Raw genomic sequence first — 16019 nt, forward strand, 5'->3', positions numbered from 1 at the left:
GAAACGGCCCCTCCAGGGGCCCTTCCGTGCCAGGATCCGCGATAGCGGGACCGGGGCTGGCGGTCACAGGTCCGGCCGTCCCTCGTCGGGGGTGGAGGCGAGCGCGTGGAAGCGTCGGGCGATGCGACCCGCCCCGTACGCGAGCCGGCCCGCCTCGACCGCGTACCGCATCGCGGTGGCCATCGCCACTGGGTCGGCGGCGCGGGTGACCGCGCTGGCGAGCAGCACGGCGTCGCAGCCCAGCTCCATGGCGAGCGCGGCGTCGGAGGCGGTGCCGATGCCGGCGTCCAGGATCACGGGCACGTCGACGCACTGCCGGATCAGCCGGATGTGGTGCGGGTTCGACACGCCCAGGCCGGAGCCGATCGGCGCGCCCGCCGGCATCACCGCGGCACAGCCGACGTCGGCCAGCCGGCGTGCCAGGACCGGATCGTCCGACGTGTACGGCAGCACCACGAACCCGTCCTCGACGAGCTCCTCGGCGGCGCGCAGCAGCTCCACCCCGTCGGGCAGCAGCGTGCGTTCGTCGCCGATCACCTCCAGCTTCACCCAGTCCGTGCCGAACGCCTCCCGGGCCAGGCGCGCCACCTTGACGGCCTCGCCCGCCGTGTAGCAGCCGGCGGTGTTCGGCAGCAGCCGCACGCCGCAGCGGTCCAGCAGGTCCAGCAGTCCGCCGGCGGTGCCGGGGGCGGTGTCGACCCGGCGCAGCGCCAGGGTGACCAGTTCGGTGCCGGAGGCGCGGATCGCGTCCTCCAGCACCCGCAGGTTGGCCGCGCCGCCGGTGCCGAGGATCAGCCGGGACGTGAAGCTCACGCCACCCAGGTCGAAGCTCACCCCGTCACCCGCCCTGCGCGGCGCTGAGCACCTCGACGCGGTCGCCGTCGCGCAGCACGGTCGCCGACCAGCCCGTACGCGGCACCACCTCGCCGTTGACCGCGACGGCGAGGCCGCGCTGCTGGTCGGTGACCGCGCGGACGAGGTCCGCCACCGTCGAGCCGCCGGGCAGGTCGCGCCCGGCGCCGTTCACCGTCAGTTCCACGTGTGCTCCTCCTCGGGTACGAAAGGACCGGCCCGCCCGGCCGCCGCGGCGTCCGACCCGGCGGATCCCGCAGGCCCGACGGCGGACGGCGCGGCGGCGACAACCGGCCCGGCGGGTGCGGACGGTGCGGCGGCAGCGGACGGCGCGAACCGGGCCGGGGTGAAGGGGGCGAGCAGCGGGTCCACCGCGCCCGTGACGACCAGGTCGGCGATCAGGTCGGCGGTGACCGGCGTGAGCACGATGCCGTGCCGGTGGTGCCCGGTCGCGGCGAGCACGCCGGGCCGGCCGGGCAGCGGGCCGAGGATCGGGGCGTTGTCGGGGGTGCCGGGGCGCAGGCCGGCGAGGGTCTCCAGCAGGTCGTACTCGGCCAGCTCGGGCAGCAGGTCGACGGCGGCGCGGAGCAGGCGCAGCACCGCCCCGGCGGAGACGTCGGTGTCGGAGCGCTCCTCGACGGTCGCGCCCACCACCACCTCCCCGTCGACGCGGGGGACGAGATAGACGTGCTCGCCGTCGGCGTACCCCCGGATGACGTGCCGGAAGCCCGGCGCGCCGCCGCCGGGCGCGCGGAGCCGGACCACCTGCCCCTTCACCGGTCGCACCGGCAGTCCCGTCAGGGCCGCCGCGCCGCAGCCGGCCGCGACGACCGTGACCCGGGCGTCCACGTCGGACAGGGCACGCACGGCGGCGGGCACCAGCGCGGCGCCGGCCCGCTCGGCGGCCACGCGCAGCGCCGGCACCAGCCGGCGCGGGTCGACCTGGTGGTCGGTGGCGGCGAACGCCCCGCCGCGCACCCGGGGGGCCAGCGCCGGCTCGCGGTCCCGCAGCGCCGACGGGCGCAGCGGCGTCACCGGCAGCCCGATCCCCTGCTGGTGCGCCCACAGCCGGCGCGCCTCGGCCAGGTCGTCGGCGGTCAGCCCGACCATCAGCGTGCCCTCGCTCCGGTAGCCGACGTCCACGCCGGTGGCGGCCGTCAGCTCGGCGGCGAACGCCGGCCAGCGGGCGGCGGAGGCGGTCAGCAGCCCGGTCAGCTCGTGCTCGCCGAAGTACGCCTCCGCGACCGGGGCGAGCATCCCGGCGGCCACACGGGACGCGCCGGAGCCCGGGGCGGGATCGTGCACGACGACCCGCAGTCCGCGCTGCGCGCAACGCCAGGCGATCGCCAGCCCGACCGGTCCCGCCCCCAGCACGGCGACGTCCGGCCGGTTCAGCACCCCAGGGCTCCCAGCAGCTCCGCCGTCGCCCGGGCCGGATCGGCCGCCCCGGAGAGCGCCCCCACCACCGCCACCCCGTACGCCCCGGCCGCCAGCAGCGCGGGTACGTCGGCGGCGGTCACCCCGCCGATCGCGACGACCGGCACGTCCACGGCGGCGGCGACGGCGCGCACCCCGGCCGGGCCGATCGGCGCCGGCAGCCCATCCTTGGTGCTGGTGGCGTTGCAGGGGCCCACGCCCAGGTAGCTGGCTCCGGCGGCGACCGCCTCGGCCGCCGTACCCGGCTCGCGGGCGGTCGCGCCGAGCACCGCCGTCGCGCCGAGCACCCGGCGGGCCGCCCCGACCGGCAGGTCGTCCGCGCCGACGTGCCCACCGGCGGCACCCACCGCCAGCGCCACGTGCAGCCGGTCGTTCACCAGGCAGGCGGCGTCGTACCGGGCGCAGAGCGCGACGACCCGGCGGGCCAGGTCGTACGCCTCCCGGTCGGTGGCGTCGTCGGTCACCCGGACCTGCACGACCAGTTCCGCGCGGGCCACCGGAAGGGCGGCCCGCAGCACGGCGAGCGGATCCCGCCCGGGGCGGGTGTCGGTGATGAGATGCAGTCGTCCGAGGGACGGCACGGCAACACTCCTCCCTGCGCCGGCATTACCCGGATCAGGTTCGACGGTCGGGGGCTCACAGCCCCCCTCTCAGCCCGGTGTACCGGGCTCCCGTGGGTCACTTGCGGGTGTCACCGTACGACGGATCGCCGGATCCGCCAAGGTCGAGCTGCGGATTTCACACCGACCGCCCGAACCCGAGGGACGGGCGGCGCGTGGCCGTCCCGTCACGCGATGCTGTCCGGATGCCCTCCGCCGCCCGGGTACCGCCCCGCCTGGCCTTCCTGCCGTTCCGGGCCAGCACCGCGATCGCCGACGGCCTCCTGACCTGGACGATGCTGCGCGGTCCGTCCTGGCGGCGGCTCCACCCTGACGTGTACGTGCACCGCGACGGCTACCGCGCCGACGACCACCGCATGTGGTGCGACGCGGTCGCACTGGCGCTGCCGATCGGCGGGGCGATCGCCGGCCGCAGCGCCGCGTACCTGTGGGGCGTCGACCTGCTGGCCCGGGACGCGCCGGTCACCGTCCTGCTGCCACGCGCCGCACGGATGCACCCCCACCCTCGTCTCCGGGTGACCCGATCCGTGGTGCCTGACTCCGACCGTACGCGCTTCGGCGGCCTGCCCGTCACCACTCCCCTGCGCACCGCCTTCGACCTGGGCCGCCAGACCCCTCGGGACGAGGCTCTGGTCGCCGTGGACGCGCTGCTGCACCGTCGGGTGGTGAAGCTCGCCACGCTGCGCGCGTACGCCGACGCGCGGCCCGGTTGGCCCGGGCTGTCCCTGCTGCGGGAGGTCCTGGCCCTGGCGGAACCGCTGGCCGAGTCCCCGATGGAGACCCGTCTCCGGCTCCTCCTGCTCGACGCGGGGCTACCACCCGCGATCGCCCAGCACGACGTACGCGACGCCGTCGGGCGCTTCGTCGGCCGGGTCGACCTGGCGTGGCCGGCCCTGCGCGTCGCGGTCGAGTACGACGGCGACCACCACCGGGAGCGCACCCACTTCCGTCAGGACGTCGCCCGGCTGAACGCGCTGCGCGCGGCCGGCTGGATCGTCCTCCGCTTCACCGCCGACGACGTGCTCCGACACCGGGCCCGCACCGCCGCCCTGGTGAGCCAGGCCCTCCGCGAGCGCCACACCTCCACCTGACCCATCGACGCCACGCCACGGGGTGGCCGGCCCATCTGCCAGCCAGCCGGACCACTGCTCGGCCGGTAGGCCGGAATGGCCGGCCGCCCGGCCCGATGGCCGCCCGGTAACCGGGTGGCCGCCCGGCCCGATCGCCGCCCGGTAACCGGGTGGCAGGTCAGACCGGGCGGCCGGTCGGTCGCCTGGCCGAACGGTCGGCCGGCCCGGTGGAACACCATGGGTGCCTCCTCCACCCCTTGACACCCATGACGTTCCACTCACGGGCACGCGGTAGGGGGCTGCACCCCGCCCCTGGCGCCGGCACCGGCACCGGCGTCAGCGTCGGCGTCGGCGTCAGCGTCAGCGTCAGCGTCAGCGTCAGCGTCAGCGTCAGCGTCGGTGGAACATGGTGGGTGTCTCCGGGGCCAGGTGACACCCGTGACGTTCCACTCAGCCGCCCGCAGACCCCGCAGCTCACCCTCGGCCGGCCGGGCCGGCGGGTGGGCGGGCCGGCGGGTCGGCGGGCGGGCGGGTCGGCGGGCGGGCGGGCCGGCCGGGCGGGCCGGCGGGTGGGCGGGCCGGCCGGCCGGGCGGGCCGGCGGGTCGGCGGGCCGGCCGGGCGGGCGGGCCGGCGGGTCGGCGGGCCGGCCGGGCGGGCGGGCCGGTGGGCGGGTGGGCCGGTGGGCGGGTGGTGGCGCAGGGCTGCGGTACCGGGACGGTGTCGACGTGGCTCAGAGAATCGCGCGCAGGGCGTCGAGGTCCTCGTCGGTGGGCTGCCAGGTGCCCGCCTCCGCGTTGGCGCGTACCTGCTCCGGCGTGGTGGCGCCGGCGATCACCGAGGTCACCGCCGGCTGGGCGGCCAGCCCGCCGATGGCCACCTGGAGCATCGACAGCCCCCGCTCGGCGGCGTACGCCTCGATCGCCTCGATGGTGTCCCAGTCGGCGGCGGCGAGGCGTTGCGCGTACCGGCCGCCACCGGCGAGGCGGCTGCCGGCCGGCGGGGCCTCGTTGCGCTTGTACTTGCCGGTGAGCAGCCCGTTGGCCAGCGGGAAGAACGGCAGCAGCCCGAGGCCGAACCGCTCGCACGCCGGCACCACCTCGGCCTCGACGCCACGCTCCAGCAGGCTGTAGTGGTTCTGCGCGCTGACGAACCGGGACCGGCCGTTCGACGAGGCCACCCAGTCGGCGTCGGCGATCTGCCAGCCGGCGAAGTTGGAGTTGCCCAGGTAGCGGACCTTGCCGGCGCGCACGAGGTCGTCGAGCGCGGCGAGCGTCTCGTCGATCGGGGTGCCGGGGTCGGGCTCGTGCATCTGGTACAGGTCGATGTGGTCGGTGCCGAGCCGGCGCAGCGACGCCTCCACCGCCCGGGCGATGTAGCGGCGCGCGCCCCGGGCACCGAAGTCGGGGCCGTTCATGCCGTTCATGTCCATGCCGAACTTGGTCGCCACCACCACGTCGTCGCGCCGGCCCCTGAGCGCCTGGCCCAGCAGTTCCTCGGAGCCGCCCTGCGGCTCGCCGTAGATGTCGGCGCTGTCGAAGAAGTTGATCCCGGCGTCGAGCGCGGCGTCGACCACCGCCCGGGTGCCGTCGAGGTCGAGCTTGCGGCCGAAGTTGTTGCAGCCGACGCCGACCACGGACACCACGAGCCCGGAGTCGCCCAACCGGCGGTAGGTCATCTCTGTCACGAGATCCACCCTATGCCGGCCACGAGCCGCACGCCGAGGAGCTGGCAACCGACCCGCCCTGGTCAGCCGCGCACGCCGGCGGCGGGGAGGGCGACGGTGACGGGGACGGAAGGGCGACGGCGGCGGGGAGGGCGACGGTGACGGGGACGGAAGGGCGACGGCGGCGGGGAGGGCGACGGTGACGGGGACGGAAGGGCGACGGCGGCGGGGAGGGCGACGGTGACGGGGACGGAAGGGCGACGGCGGCGGGGAGGGCGACGGTGACGGGGACGGAAGGGCGACGGCGGCGGGGTCGGCGGGGATCACGCCACGTCCCAGACCGGCTCCGGGGTCTCCACCACCTCGTTGTCGCCCCGGAACAGCACGAACCGGTCGAAGGTGCGGGTGAACCAGCGGTCGTGGGTCACCGCCACCACGGTCCCCTCGAACGCGGTCAGCCCGGCCTCCAGCGCCTCCGCCGAGGCCAGGTCGAGGTTGTCGGTGGGCTCGTCGAGCAGCAGCAGCGTCGCGCCGGACAGCTCCAGCAGCAGCACCAGGAAGCGGGCCTGCTGCCCGCCCGAGAGGGTGCCGAAGCGCTGGTCGCCCTGCCCGGCCAGCTCGTAGCGGCTCAGCGCCGCCATCGCGGCGTGCCGGTCCATGCCGGCCCGGTGCTCGTCGCCGCGCCAGAGGATCTCGACGAGGGTCTTCGCCGTCAGCTCCGGCCGATCGTGGGTCTGCGAGAAGTGCCCCGGGCGTACCCGCGCGCCGAGCCGGGCCACCCCGTCGTGGGCCACCGGGGCGAGCGCGGCGGCGCCGTCGACGGGGCCGTTGGCGGGGTCGGGGTCGCTGCCGCCGCGGGCCAGCAGCCGCAGGAAGTGCGACTTGCCCGTGCCGTTGGCGCCGAGCACCGCGACCCGGTCGCCGTACCAGATCTCCAGGTCGAACGGGAAGGTCAGGCCGTCGAGCTCGAGCTGCTCGCAGATGACCGCGCGTTTGCCGGTCCGCCCGCCGGTCAGCCGCATCCGGATGTCCTGGTCCTTCGGCGGTACGGGCGGCGGCCCGGCCTCCTCGAACTTGCGCAGCCGGGTCTGCGCGGCCTGGTAGCGCGACGCCATCCCGTCGTTGTACGCGGCCTTCTGCTTGTACATCAGCATCAGCTCGCGCAGCTTCTGGTGTTCCTCGTCCCACCGCTTGCGCAGCTCGTCGAGGCGGGCGTGCCGGGCCACCCGCGCGGAGTGCCAGCTGGCGAAGCCGCCCGGGTGCACCCAGGCGCTGCCGCCCTCCACGGCGACCACCCGGTCGGCGGTCTGGGCGAGCAGCTCCCGGTCGTGCGAGACGTAGAGCACCGACTTGCCGGAATCGCGCAGCCGTGCCTCCAGCCAGCGCTTGCCCGGCACGTCGAGGAAGTTGTCCGGCTCGTCGAGGAGCAGCACCTCGTCGGGGCCGCGCAGCAGCAGTTCGAGGGCGAAGCGCTTCTGCTGGCCGCCGGAGAGCGTCCGGACCCCCCGTTCCCGGGCGCTGTCCCAGGGCAGGCCGAGCACGATGGTGGCGACCGTGTCGAAGAGCACCTCGGCGTCGTACCCGCCGACCTCGCCCCAGGCCGCGAGCGCGTCCGCGTACGCCAGTTGGGCCTTGCCGGCGGCGGTGCTGTACTTGCCGCGGATCTCGGCCGCGCGCATGGCCGCCTCGGTCTCGGCCAGGCGGCGGCCGGCGTCGCGCAGCGCCGGCGGGGCCAGCGACAGCGCCAGGTCGGCCAGCGTGGACTCGTCGCCGATCATCCCGATGAACTGGCGCATGACGCCCAGCCCGCCGGCCCGCGCGATCGCGCCGGTCTTCACCGGCAGGTCGCCGGCGACCATCCGCAGCAGCGTCGTCTTGCCTGCGCCGTTGGGCCCGACCAGGGCGACCTTGGCGCCCTCCCCGACGCGGAACGACACGTCGGAGAAGAGTTCCCGGCCGTCGGGAAGGATGTGCCCGACCGCTGCCACGTCCACGTATCCCACGTCGGCATCCTGCCCGAGCAGGGGCCGGGCGGCCCAACCATTTACCGGGTGACCCGCAGCACCCGGTAGCCCTTCTGGCTGGCGTGCCGCCCCACCTGCCAGCCCTGCTCGACCAGCCAACGCTGCAACGAGTCACCGCCGAGGTAGCGGGCCACCACCAGCCAGGCGACGCCGTCCGGGGCGAGCCGGGGCAGCCAGCGCAGCAGGATCCCGTGCAGTTCGTCCTTGCCGACGTGGATCGGCGGGTTGGACCAGATCTCGGCCAGGGTCAGGTCGGCCGGTACGTCGTCCGGCGCGGCGACGCGCACCCGGTCGGCCGCGCCGACCCGCGCCGCGTTGGCCGCGGTGAGTTCGCGGGCCCGTTCGTTGACGTCGACGGCCCACACGGTCGCCGACGGCGCGGAGCTGGCGAGCACGCAGGTGATCGGGCCGAAGCCGCAGCCGAGGTCGAGCAGGGCGCCGGTGGTTTCCGCGGACGGCAGTTCGGCCTTGCGCAGCAGCACGGCCGTGCCGGGGTCGAGGCGCGCGGCGGAGAAGACGCCGGCGGAGGAGGCCAAGGTGTAGTCGCGGCCGGCGACGGAGAACTCGACCTCGCGCGGATTGGCGGCGGTCGTGGGTTCAGCGGTGAAGTAGTGTTCGCCGGTCACGCCGGCAATTCTCGCACCGTCGCCCGGCCCGGCGGCGTGGGCCCGGCGGCCCGGGCCCACGCCGGGAGGCGCGGCGACGGCGGCACGGCACGAAACGACCCCGCACGCAATTTACCCGTTATTTACCCCTAAAGGGACAATGCCTCCTACTCTGGGCGGCATGGTGTATCGGTACGAGTCCGATGAGGACGCATTCATGGAGTCCCCGGAGCCCGGGTCCGACCGGTCGGTGCTCGGTGCCGGTCCGCCTCCCCCGGCCGGGCCCTCCCCCTCCCGTTTCCCGACGCCGTCGCTGCCCCGCGCCAACCGGCTCGTGCTGCCCTCCGCCCAGGAGCCGGTCCGCGCCGCCGCGCAGGTGTCGCCGCCGCTGACCGCCCACGTGCAGGCGCAGGCGCCGGTCGGGCCGCCCCCGCCGGCCCCGCCGCTCGCGCCGGCCGGGCCTGCCGAGCCGCCCACGTCGGCGGGTCGGCAGCGGGGCGGCGGCGGTCGGCTGTGGCAGGTCGTGGTCGGCGGCGCGGCCGTCCTCGCGCTGCTCGCGCTCTGCGGCCTCGGCGCCGCCGCCCTGCTGGCCGAGCGCGGCAAGAACCCGCAGGCCACGCCCACGGCCCAGCCGGAGGTGGCCGAGTCCGCCGGGGTCGAGCCGCAGGCCCTCGACTCCCGGGACACCGACCAGGCGCCGCTGACCGCCAAGGAGCTCTTCCCCGGCAGGCAGCTCGTCGTCGCCGACGGCGAGCCCGCCTACCGGGTGTTGAAGACGCAGTCCAGCGCCAGCTGCGCGGTGGCGGCCACCGGTGAGGTCGCCGACCTGCTGGTCCGCCTCGGCTGCACCCAGGTGGTCCGGGCCACGCTGCGGACGTCCGACGGCGACCATCTCGTCACCACCGGGTTGTTCAACCTGACCGACCGGGCCAACGCCGAACGCGCCCGCGACCGCATCCGGCTGCTGCTCGACGAGCGGGAGGGCCGGTTCCGGGGCATGGCGGCCAACGAGGACAGCACGGCGATCGCCACCGCGCCGGCCCGCGTCGGCTGGCAGGTGCGCGGCCACTATCTCGCGTACGCGGTGGTGGCCCGCAGCGACGGCGAGACGATCAGGTCCGGCGACACGAAGGCCCGAGAGATCCTCTTCGACATGATCGAGCTGCACCTCAACCGGGGCGTGCTGGAGCGCCGTGCCGCCGGCGGCACGGCCGGCCAGCCGACCGACGAGGGCGCGGGCGACACCGGCACCCAGGACGGGGAAGACTGACCGGATCACGACGGGAACGGGTGCGTGGCCCACGGCCGCGCACCCGCTCGGGCGTACGGCCGGTCAGTCGCCGCGCCCCCGCGTCGGACCCGGCTCACGCCCGCAGTTCGACCCGGTGCGCCCGGAGCAGGTCGAGCATCCGGTCGTGCGGGACGGCGTACTTGACCCGCCCCTCGACGCCGACGGTGGTACGCGCCATGAACAGCGAGTTCAGCAGCGCCTCCTCGACGGCCTCCAGCACCGCCGCGAAGACCGGTTCCAGGTCGGACTCCGGCGCCGTCGGGGTCTGCGTGTCCGCGGTGGAGAACGCCAGGGCGTAGTCGCCACTGCCACCGGCGAAGTCCGAGCCGACGCGCGCCATGGCGAAGATGGCCCGGCGGGCGACGCGACCCAGCTGGCGCGCGTCGAGGCGGCCGTCCGTGGCGACCACGATGACGCAGGAGTTGCCCGGGTGCTCGGGCCGGCCGGGGCGCGCCAGGGTCGGCACCCCCACCTGCTCGGGCCGGACCGGCACCCCGAGAACCTGTAGCACGCCGGAGAAGTTGGCCTGCACCAGCACACCGACGGTGACCGTGCCGCGTGAGGTCGCGGCGCGCCGCGAGGACGTGCCGATGCCCGCCTTGAAGCCGAGCGCGGCCGTGCCCGTACCGGCGCCGACGGCGCCCTCCGCGGGCAGCCCGCCGCTGGCCTCCGACAGCGCGGCGAGGACGTGCTCCGCCCGCACCGGCCGCGCCCGGATGTCGGACAGGTACCCGTCGTTGGTCTCCGCCACCACCGGGTTCAGCGACCCGACCGTCTCCCGGCCCGGCTGCGCGAGCATGTAGGTGAGCAGCGCGTCCGCAGCCCGGAACGTCGACAGCGTCGCGGTCAGCACCACGGGGGTCTCGATCTCGCCCAGCTCGGCGACCTGGGTCGCGCCGACCATCTTGCCGTGCCCGTTGCCCACGAACAGGCCCGCCGGCAGCGACCGGCGGTCGGTCAACTGGTCCGGCACGATCGCCGTCACCCCGCTGCGGATGCCGTCGCTCTCGACCAGCGTGGTGTGCCCCACCCGGACCCCGGGCACGTCGGTCACGGCGTTCAGCGGTCCCGTCGGCATCGCTCCGACGACGATGCCGAGTTCCCGGCAACGGCGAGGCTCCTGCACTGCTTCCACTCCTTCAGGTCGACGATGCGCTGCCGGGCCGGCGCGCGGCCCGTGCGGGCGCCGGCCGGGCCCGGCCCGGCGGCCGGGAGGCGGGCCCCGGGCGGTCAGCCCTCCACGGGTACGCGCAGCCGGCGGGTCGCCTCGGCGCGGCGGGCGTACTCGGCCGGGTCCCCGGGGTAGCCGACGGCGACCAGGGTCAGCCCGTGCGCCGGCGCGACGGTCACCTCGCTGGAGCGTTCCCGGCGGGCCAGCAGGCTGCCCGGCCACTCGACCGGCCGGCGCCCGTCCCCGGCGACCAGCATGGCGCCGACGAGGCTGCGCACCATCGCCTGGCAGAACGCGTCGGCCTGCACGGTGGCCACGAGGATGCCGTCGGGGTCCCGCCGCCAGTCCAGCCGGGTCACCTCGCGCAGCGTGGTGGCGTGCTCCTTGCGCCGGCAGTACGCGGCGAAGTCGTGCTCCCCCACCAGCCCGGCGGCGGCGGCGTTCAACGCGGTCAGGTCCAGCGGCTTCGGCCAGGCCAGGATCTCGTGCCGGCGCAGCGGCTCGGCGCCCCACGGCGCGTCGGTCACGCGGTACTCGTAGCGGCGGAAGGTGGCCGAGAACCGGGCGTCGAAGTCGGCGGGCACCTCGGTCATCGCGCGTACCCGCACGTCGGTGGGGAGCAGTCGGGCCAGTCGGCGCAGCAGCCGCCCGTCCTGCTCGCGCCACACGGCGCTCGGCAGGTCGACGTGACAGACCTGCCCCGTGGCGTGCACCCCGGCGTCTGTGCGGCCCGCCACGGTCAGCCCGGTCGCCGTTCCCGCGCCGAGCACCAGGTCGAGGTTCTCCACGAGCACCCCGGCGACCGTACGCCGCGTCGGCTGGGCCGCCCAGCCGGAGAACCCCGACCCGTCGTACGCGACGTCCAGCCGCAGCCGGGTGCGCTCGTCCACTCGTACCTCCGCCTCACGGGGTCGGGCCCGGCACCCCACGTGGGGGTGCCGGGCCCGACGGTGGCCTGGATCAGGCCTTGTCGTTCTCGCCGGCCTCGTCGCTGTCCTCGCGGGCGGCGGCGGTGTCGCCGGACGCCGACACGGGCGCCTCGGCGTCCTGGTCGCCCGAGTCCGGCTTCGGGGCCTCCTCGGCCGGGGCGAGCGCCTCGACCTTGTCCTGCTGCGCGGCCTTGCGGGCAGCGGTCTTCTTGTTCGCCTTCGGCTCGGCGACCTGAAGCTCCTCGACCAGCTCGATGATCGCCATCGGCGCGTTGTCACCCTTGCGCGGACCGGTCTTCACGATCCGGGTGTAGCCACCGTTGCGGGTGGCGAACCGGGGGGCGATCTGGTCGAACAGGGCGTAGACCACGTCCTTGTCCTTGACGACGCCCAGCACCCGCCGGCGGGACGCCAGGTCGCCGCGCTTGGCCTTGGTGATGAGCTGCTCGGCCAGCGGACGCAGCCGCCGGGCCTTCGTCTCGGTGGTCTTGATCTTGCCGTGCTGGAACAGCGCGGTGGCCAGGTTGGCCAGCATCAGCCGCTCGTGCGCGGGGCTGCCGCCGAGGCGGGGGCCCTTGGTGGGCGTGGGCATGCTTGGTGCTCCTCAGGTGTGGCGGCAGCGCGGACTAGAGCTGCTCGGTCTCGCGATAGTCGTCGGTGTCGTAGTCGGCCTCGCCGAAGGCGTCCACGACGTGCGCCGGGTCGAAGTTCGGGGCCGAGTCCTTCAGCCCCAGACCCATCCCGGCGAGCTTCATCTTGACCTCGTCGATCGACTTCTGACCGAAGTTGCGGATGTCGAGGAGGTCGGCCTCGGTACGCCCGATGAGCTCACCAACGGAGTTGATGCCCTCGCGCTTGAGGCAGTTGTAGGAGCGGACGGTCAGGTCCAGCTCCTCGATCGGCAGCGCCAGGTCGGCCGCGAGCTGGGCGTCCTGCGGGGACGGCCCGATGTCGATGCCCTCGGCGGTCTCGTCCAGCTCCCGGGCCAGGCCGAACAGCTCCACCAGCGTCGAGCCGGCGGAGGCCAGCGCGGTACGCGGGCCCATCGACGGCTTGGTCTCGACGTCGATGATCAGCCGGTCGAAGTCGGTCCGCTGCTCGACACGGGTCGCCTCGACGCGGTACGTCACCTTCAGCACCGGCGAGTAGATCGAGTCGACCGGGATCCGGCCGATCTCGGCGCCGGCCTGCTTGTTCTGGGCAGCCGTGACGTAGCCGCGACCCCGCTCGACGGTCAGCTCCATGTCGAGCCGGCCCTTGCCGTTGAGGGTGGCGAGCTTCAGGTCCGGGTTGTGCACCGAGACGCCGGCCGGCGGCTGGATGTCGCCCGCCGTCACGTCGCCCGGGCCCTGCTTGCGCAGGTACATGCTGACCGGCTCGTCGTGCTCGGAGCTGACGCAGAGCTCCTTGATGTTCATGACGAGCTCGACCACGTCCTCCTTGACACCGGGGATCGTGGTGAACTCGTGCAGCACGCCGTCGATCTTGATCGAGGTGACCGCCGCACCCGGGATCGACGACAGCAGCGTACGCCGCAGCGAGTTGCCCAGGGTGTAGCCGAAGCCCGGCTCCAGCGGCTCGATGGTGAACCGGGACCGGGTCTCGTTGATCGACTCCTCGGAGAGAGTCGGTCGCTGGCTGATGAGCATGTCTTCTCTTCTCTTCCGGGGCGCCCGCCATATGACGCCCACGACAAACTGTTCCGGTGGCCCGCCCCGGAAGGACGGGCCACCGCAACGAGCTCCGACTACTTGGAGTAGAGCTCGACGATCAGCTGCTCCTGGACCTGCGTGTCGATGACCTGGCGGGCCGGGAGCGAGTGCACGAGCACCTTCATCTGGCTGGGGATAGCCTCCAGCCACGCCGGAACCGACTTCGAGCCGGCCTCGGCCTGCGCCACGATGAACGGGGTGAGCTCCTTGCTCTTGCCCCGGACCTCGATGATGTCGTGCTCCTTGACGCGGTACGACGGGATGTCGACCTTCTTGCCGTTCACGGTGAAGTGGCCGTGCTTGACCAGCTGGCGGGCCATGTCGCGGGACTTGGCGTAGCCGGCCCGGTAGACCACGTTGTCCAGCCGCGACTCGAGGATCTGAAGGAGAACCTCACCGGTCTTGGCCTTCTTGCCGACGGCCTCTTCGTAGTAGCCGCGGAACTGCTTCTCCAGCACGCCGTACACGCGGCGGGCCTTCTGCTTCTCACGGAGCTGGAGCAGGTACTCCGTCTCCTTCGTGCGGCCACGGCCGTGCTGTCCGGGCGGGAACGGCCGGGACTCGAACGGGCACTTCGGGCCATCGCACTTGCTGCCCTTGAGGAACAGCTTCATCTTCTCCCGCCGGCAACGGCGGCAGTCAGCACCGGTGTAACGAGCCATCTCTCTCTACCTCTCAGACCCGACGACGCTTGGGCGGACGGCACCCGTTGTGCGGCTGCGGGGTGACGTCGGAGATCTGTCCGACCTCGAGACCGGCGGCCTGCAGCGAACGGATGGCGGTCTCCCGGCCGGAGCCGGGGCCCTTGACGAACACGTCGACCTTGCGCATGCCGTGCTCCATGGCCCGACGAGCGGCGGCCTCGGCGGCCAGCTGCGCGGCGAACGGAGTCGACTTGCGGGAGCCCTTGAAGCCCACCTGGCCGGACGAGGCCCAGGAGATGACCGCACCGGTCGGGTCCGTGATGGACACGATGGTGTTGTTGAAGGTGCTCTTGATGTGCGCCTGCCCGTGGGCGACGTTCTTGCGTTCCTTGCGCCGGACCTTCTTGACGGCGGCTCCGGCACGAGCCTTCGGTGGCATAAGTCTGTGCGCTCCTATTACTTCTTGCCGGGCTTCTTCTTGCCGGCGACGGTCCGCTTCGGGCCCTTGCGGGTCCGGGCGTTGGTCTTGGTCCGCTGGCCACGCACGGGCAGGCCCCGGCGGTGCCGGATGCCGGCGTAGCAGCCGATCTCGACCTTGCGGCGGATGTCAGCGGCGACCTCGCGGCGCAGGTCGCCTTCAACCTTGTAGTTGCCCTCGATGTGGTTGCGGAGCTGGACCAGCTCCTCGTCCGTGAGGTCCCGGACGCGCTTGTCCGGCGAGATGCCGGTGGCAGAGAGCGTCTCCAGGGCCCGGGTGCGACCCACGCCGAAGATGTAGGTGAGCGCGATCTCCATCCGCTTCTCGCGGGGGAGGTCGACGCCGACTAGACGTGCCATGTGCGGGCGTACTCCTCGTGATGTTCTGGCGGAGGTGTGGACCCGTCCCACCCCGCTACCGACCGTTCCGCCACCGGCGTCGTGCGCCGGCGACCGGGGACGGTCGCTGCCCGAGCGGGCCCCGGCCTCCGACCGGGGGTCAACCACGATGAGGTACGCGCTGCGCACCGCTCGCGGCTGGAACGAGCATGTGATTCGTTGTCTGGATCTGCGGCCTGGACCGGTGTCGACCGACCGCTGTCACACGGTCGGGCGGAACTGGTTCAGCCCTGGCGCTGCTTGTGGCGCGGGTCGGTGCAGATCACCATGACCCGGCCGTGCCGGCGGATGACCCGGCACTTGTTGCAGATCCTCTTGACGCTCGGCTTGACCTTCACGGTTGCCTTACTTCCCATCTGGCCCGACGACGCGCCGAGGCGCGACACCGGACGTCGAAGACGGACACGGGGACGTCCCGGCCGTCGTCAGGCTTACTTGTAGCGGTAGACGATGCGCCCGCGGGTCAGGTCGTACGGCGAGAGTTCGACGACGACCCGGTCCTCCGGCAGGATACGGATGTAGTGCTGCCGCATCTTGCCGCTGATGTGAGCCAGCACCTTGTGGCCGTTCGCGAGCTCCACCCGGAACATGGCGTTCGGCAGGGGCTCGATGACCCGACCCTCGATCTCGATGGCTCCGTCTTTTTTCGGCATGTACTCCGCTGTCCTGACGTCGGTTACTCCGGACGGCCCACAACGTCTTACACGGACCGCCGATCAAGATCGAATGGCCCGCGCCAGCCGCGGCTCCGACTCCCACCGAAGCGCAGGGTGGGCATGCCGGAGTGGACGCTGTGCGCCGATCAGAAAGTGTACGCCCGCCTGCGGGCCGTCGCCAAACCGGCCGGAAATCGGTGCGTCGGATCGGACAGAACGGCCCATTAACCCCTCCGCGCCGACCGCCGCGCTGGTGTTTTCGCTGGACGGCCGCTATCGGTACGCGCCTCCGCCCTACGGTGCGTTTCAGAAGTGGTGGGGTCCGGGAGGCATCCTGGCGGCGTTCTGACGTGAGAGGCGCCTGAAGCTGTGGAAGGCGCGTGACCCGATGAACCAGTGCCGCCCAACGGCTGATACCTGCTGGGCATAAAAATACCTGTGCGGTATCGCGACGCGGAGACCACACCG

Annotated in this window: 18 protein-coding genes and 1 riboswitch; of the genes, 2 read left to right on the plus strand and 16 right to left on the minus strand. The window is 73.8% G+C overall.

Annotation, left to right across the window (positions count from 1 at the left end):
* Nucleotides 1-63 precede the first annotated feature (63 nt).
* The 4 genes from CLT72_RS17740 to thiE all read right to left on the minus strand — a co-directional run bounded on the left by CLT72_RS17740 (nucleotide 64) and on the right by thiE (nucleotide 2870).
* Nucleotides 64-834, minus strand: coding sequence for a thiazole synthase (locus tag CLT72_RS17740; protein ID WP_101412787.1), 771 nt, complete (start codon nucleotides 832-834; stop codon nucleotides 64-66).
* 4 nt (nucleotides 835-838) lie between these two features.
* A complete protein-coding gene (thiS, locus tag CLT72_RS17745) occupies nucleotides 839-1039 on the minus strand; it encodes a sulfur carrier protein ThiS (protein ID WP_101412788.1) in 201 nt (66 codons plus the stop codon).
* On the minus strand, nucleotides 1030-2250 hold the full coding sequence (thiO, locus tag CLT72_RS17750; RefSeq protein WP_101412789.1) for a glycine oxidase ThiO: 1221 nt from the start codon (nucleotides 2248-2250) through the stop codon (nucleotides 1030-1032). The genes thiS and thiO overlap by 10 nt, the downstream gene beginning before the upstream one ends.
* Nucleotides 2244-2870: a thiamine phosphate synthase gene (gene thiE, locus CLT72_RS17755; protein ID WP_101412790.1), complete on the minus strand. Its 627-nt coding sequence runs from the start codon at nucleotides 2868-2870 to the stop codon at nucleotides 2244-2246. The genes thiO and thiE overlap by 7 nt, the downstream gene beginning before the upstream one ends.
* Nucleotides 2865-2973: riboswitch (TPP riboswitch) on the minus strand. It overlaps the preceding gene by 6 nt.
* A gap of 121 nt (nucleotides 2974-3094) precedes the next feature.
* Between thiE and CLT72_RS17760 the strand changes: the two genes are divergently transcribed.
* The gene (locus CLT72_RS17760; RefSeq protein ID WP_101412791.1) at nucleotides 3095-4000 is read left to right on the plus strand and encodes a DUF559 domain-containing protein; all 906 of its coding nucleotides are present in this window, start codon (nucleotides 3095-3097) and stop codon (nucleotides 3998-4000) included.
* Between the two features lie 710 nt (nucleotides 4001-4710).
* Here the strand turns inward: CLT72_RS17760 and CLT72_RS17765 are convergent.
* The 3 genes from CLT72_RS17765 to CLT72_RS17775 form a co-directional block, all read right to left on the minus strand.
* Nucleotides 4711-5673 carry an aldo/keto reductase gene (locus CLT72_RS17765; RefSeq protein WP_199184592.1) on the minus strand — a complete coding sequence of 321 codons (963 nt, stop codon included), beginning with the start codon at nucleotides 5671-5673 and terminating at the stop codon, nucleotides 4711-4713.
* Between the two features lie 293 nt (nucleotides 5674-5966).
* The gene (locus CLT72_RS17770; RefSeq protein ID WP_101412793.1) at nucleotides 5967-7646 is read right to left on the minus strand and encodes an ABC-F family ATP-binding cassette domain-containing protein; all 1680 of its coding nucleotides are present in this window, start codon (nucleotides 7644-7646) and stop codon (nucleotides 5967-5969) included.
* A 41-nt stretch (nucleotides 7647-7687) separates the two neighbouring features.
* Entirely contained in the window at nucleotides 7688-8293 is a 606-nt protein-coding gene (locus CLT72_RS17775) for a class I SAM-dependent methyltransferase (RefSeq protein WP_088998371.1), read from the minus strand.
* Between the two features lie 196 nt (nucleotides 8294-8489).
* Between CLT72_RS17775 and CLT72_RS17780 the strand changes: the two genes are divergently transcribed.
* Entirely contained in the window at nucleotides 8490-9542 is a 1053-nt protein-coding gene (locus tag CLT72_RS17780; RefSeq protein ID WP_250101736.1) for a hypothetical protein, read from the plus strand.
* 94 nt (nucleotides 9543-9636) lie between these two features.
* On the opposite strand, the gene CLT72_RS17785 is transcribed toward CLT72_RS17780, so the two are convergent.
* The 9 genes from CLT72_RS17785 to infA all read right to left on the minus strand — a co-directional run bounded on the left by CLT72_RS17785 (nucleotide 9637) and on the right by infA (nucleotide 15548).
* Entirely contained in the window at nucleotides 9637-10689 is a 1053-nt protein-coding gene (locus CLT72_RS17785; protein ID WP_250101735.1) for a P1 family peptidase, read from the minus strand.
* A 104-nt stretch (nucleotides 10690-10793) separates the two neighbouring features.
* Nucleotides 10794-11624, minus strand: coding sequence for a tRNA pseudouridine(38-40) synthase TruA (gene truA / locus CLT72_RS17790; RefSeq protein ID WP_101412795.1), 831 nt, complete (start codon nucleotides 11622-11624; stop codon nucleotides 10794-10796).
* A 70-nt stretch (nucleotides 11625-11694) separates the two neighbouring features.
* Nucleotides 11695-12255, minus strand: a complete 561-nt coding sequence (gene rplQ, locus CLT72_RS17795; protein WP_101412796.1) for a 50S ribosomal protein L17 — start codon at nucleotides 12253-12255, stop codon at nucleotides 11695-11697.
* Between the two features lie 34 nt (nucleotides 12256-12289).
* A complete protein-coding gene (locus CLT72_RS17800) occupies nucleotides 12290-13312 on the minus strand; it encodes a DNA-directed RNA polymerase subunit alpha (protein WP_013735931.1) in 1023 nt (340 codons plus the stop codon).
* Between the two features lie 98 nt (nucleotides 13313-13410).
* On the minus strand, nucleotides 13411-14037 hold the full coding sequence (rpsD, locus tag CLT72_RS17805; RefSeq protein ID WP_088998366.1) for a 30S ribosomal protein S4: 627 nt from the start codon (nucleotides 14035-14037) through the stop codon (nucleotides 13411-13413).
* A gap of 13 nt (nucleotides 14038-14050) precedes the next feature.
* Nucleotides 14051-14458 carry a 30S ribosomal protein S11 gene (gene rpsK / locus CLT72_RS17810; protein ID WP_014440747.1) on the minus strand — a complete coding sequence of 136 codons (408 nt, stop codon included), beginning with the start codon at nucleotides 14456-14458 and terminating at the stop codon, nucleotides 14051-14053.
* Between the two features lie 17 nt (nucleotides 14459-14475).
* On the minus strand, nucleotides 14476-14856 hold the full coding sequence (gene rpsM / locus CLT72_RS17815) for a 30S ribosomal protein S13 (protein WP_088998365.1): 381 nt from the start codon (nucleotides 14854-14856) through the stop codon (nucleotides 14476-14478).
* 263 nt (nucleotides 14857-15119) lie between these two features.
* Entirely contained in the window at nucleotides 15120-15233 is a 114-nt protein-coding gene (gene rpmJ / locus CLT72_RS17820) for a 50S ribosomal protein L36 (RefSeq protein WP_012184307.1), read from the minus strand.
* Nucleotides 15234-15326: 93 nt separating this feature from the next.
* On the minus strand, nucleotides 15327-15548 hold the full coding sequence (gene infA, locus CLT72_RS17825; protein ID WP_007073013.1) for a translation initiation factor IF-1: 222 nt from the start codon (nucleotides 15546-15548) through the stop codon (nucleotides 15327-15329).
* Nucleotides 15549-16019 lie beyond the last annotated feature (471 nt).

It is taken from the genome of Micromonospora sp. CNZ309 (genome assembly GCF_002846525.1).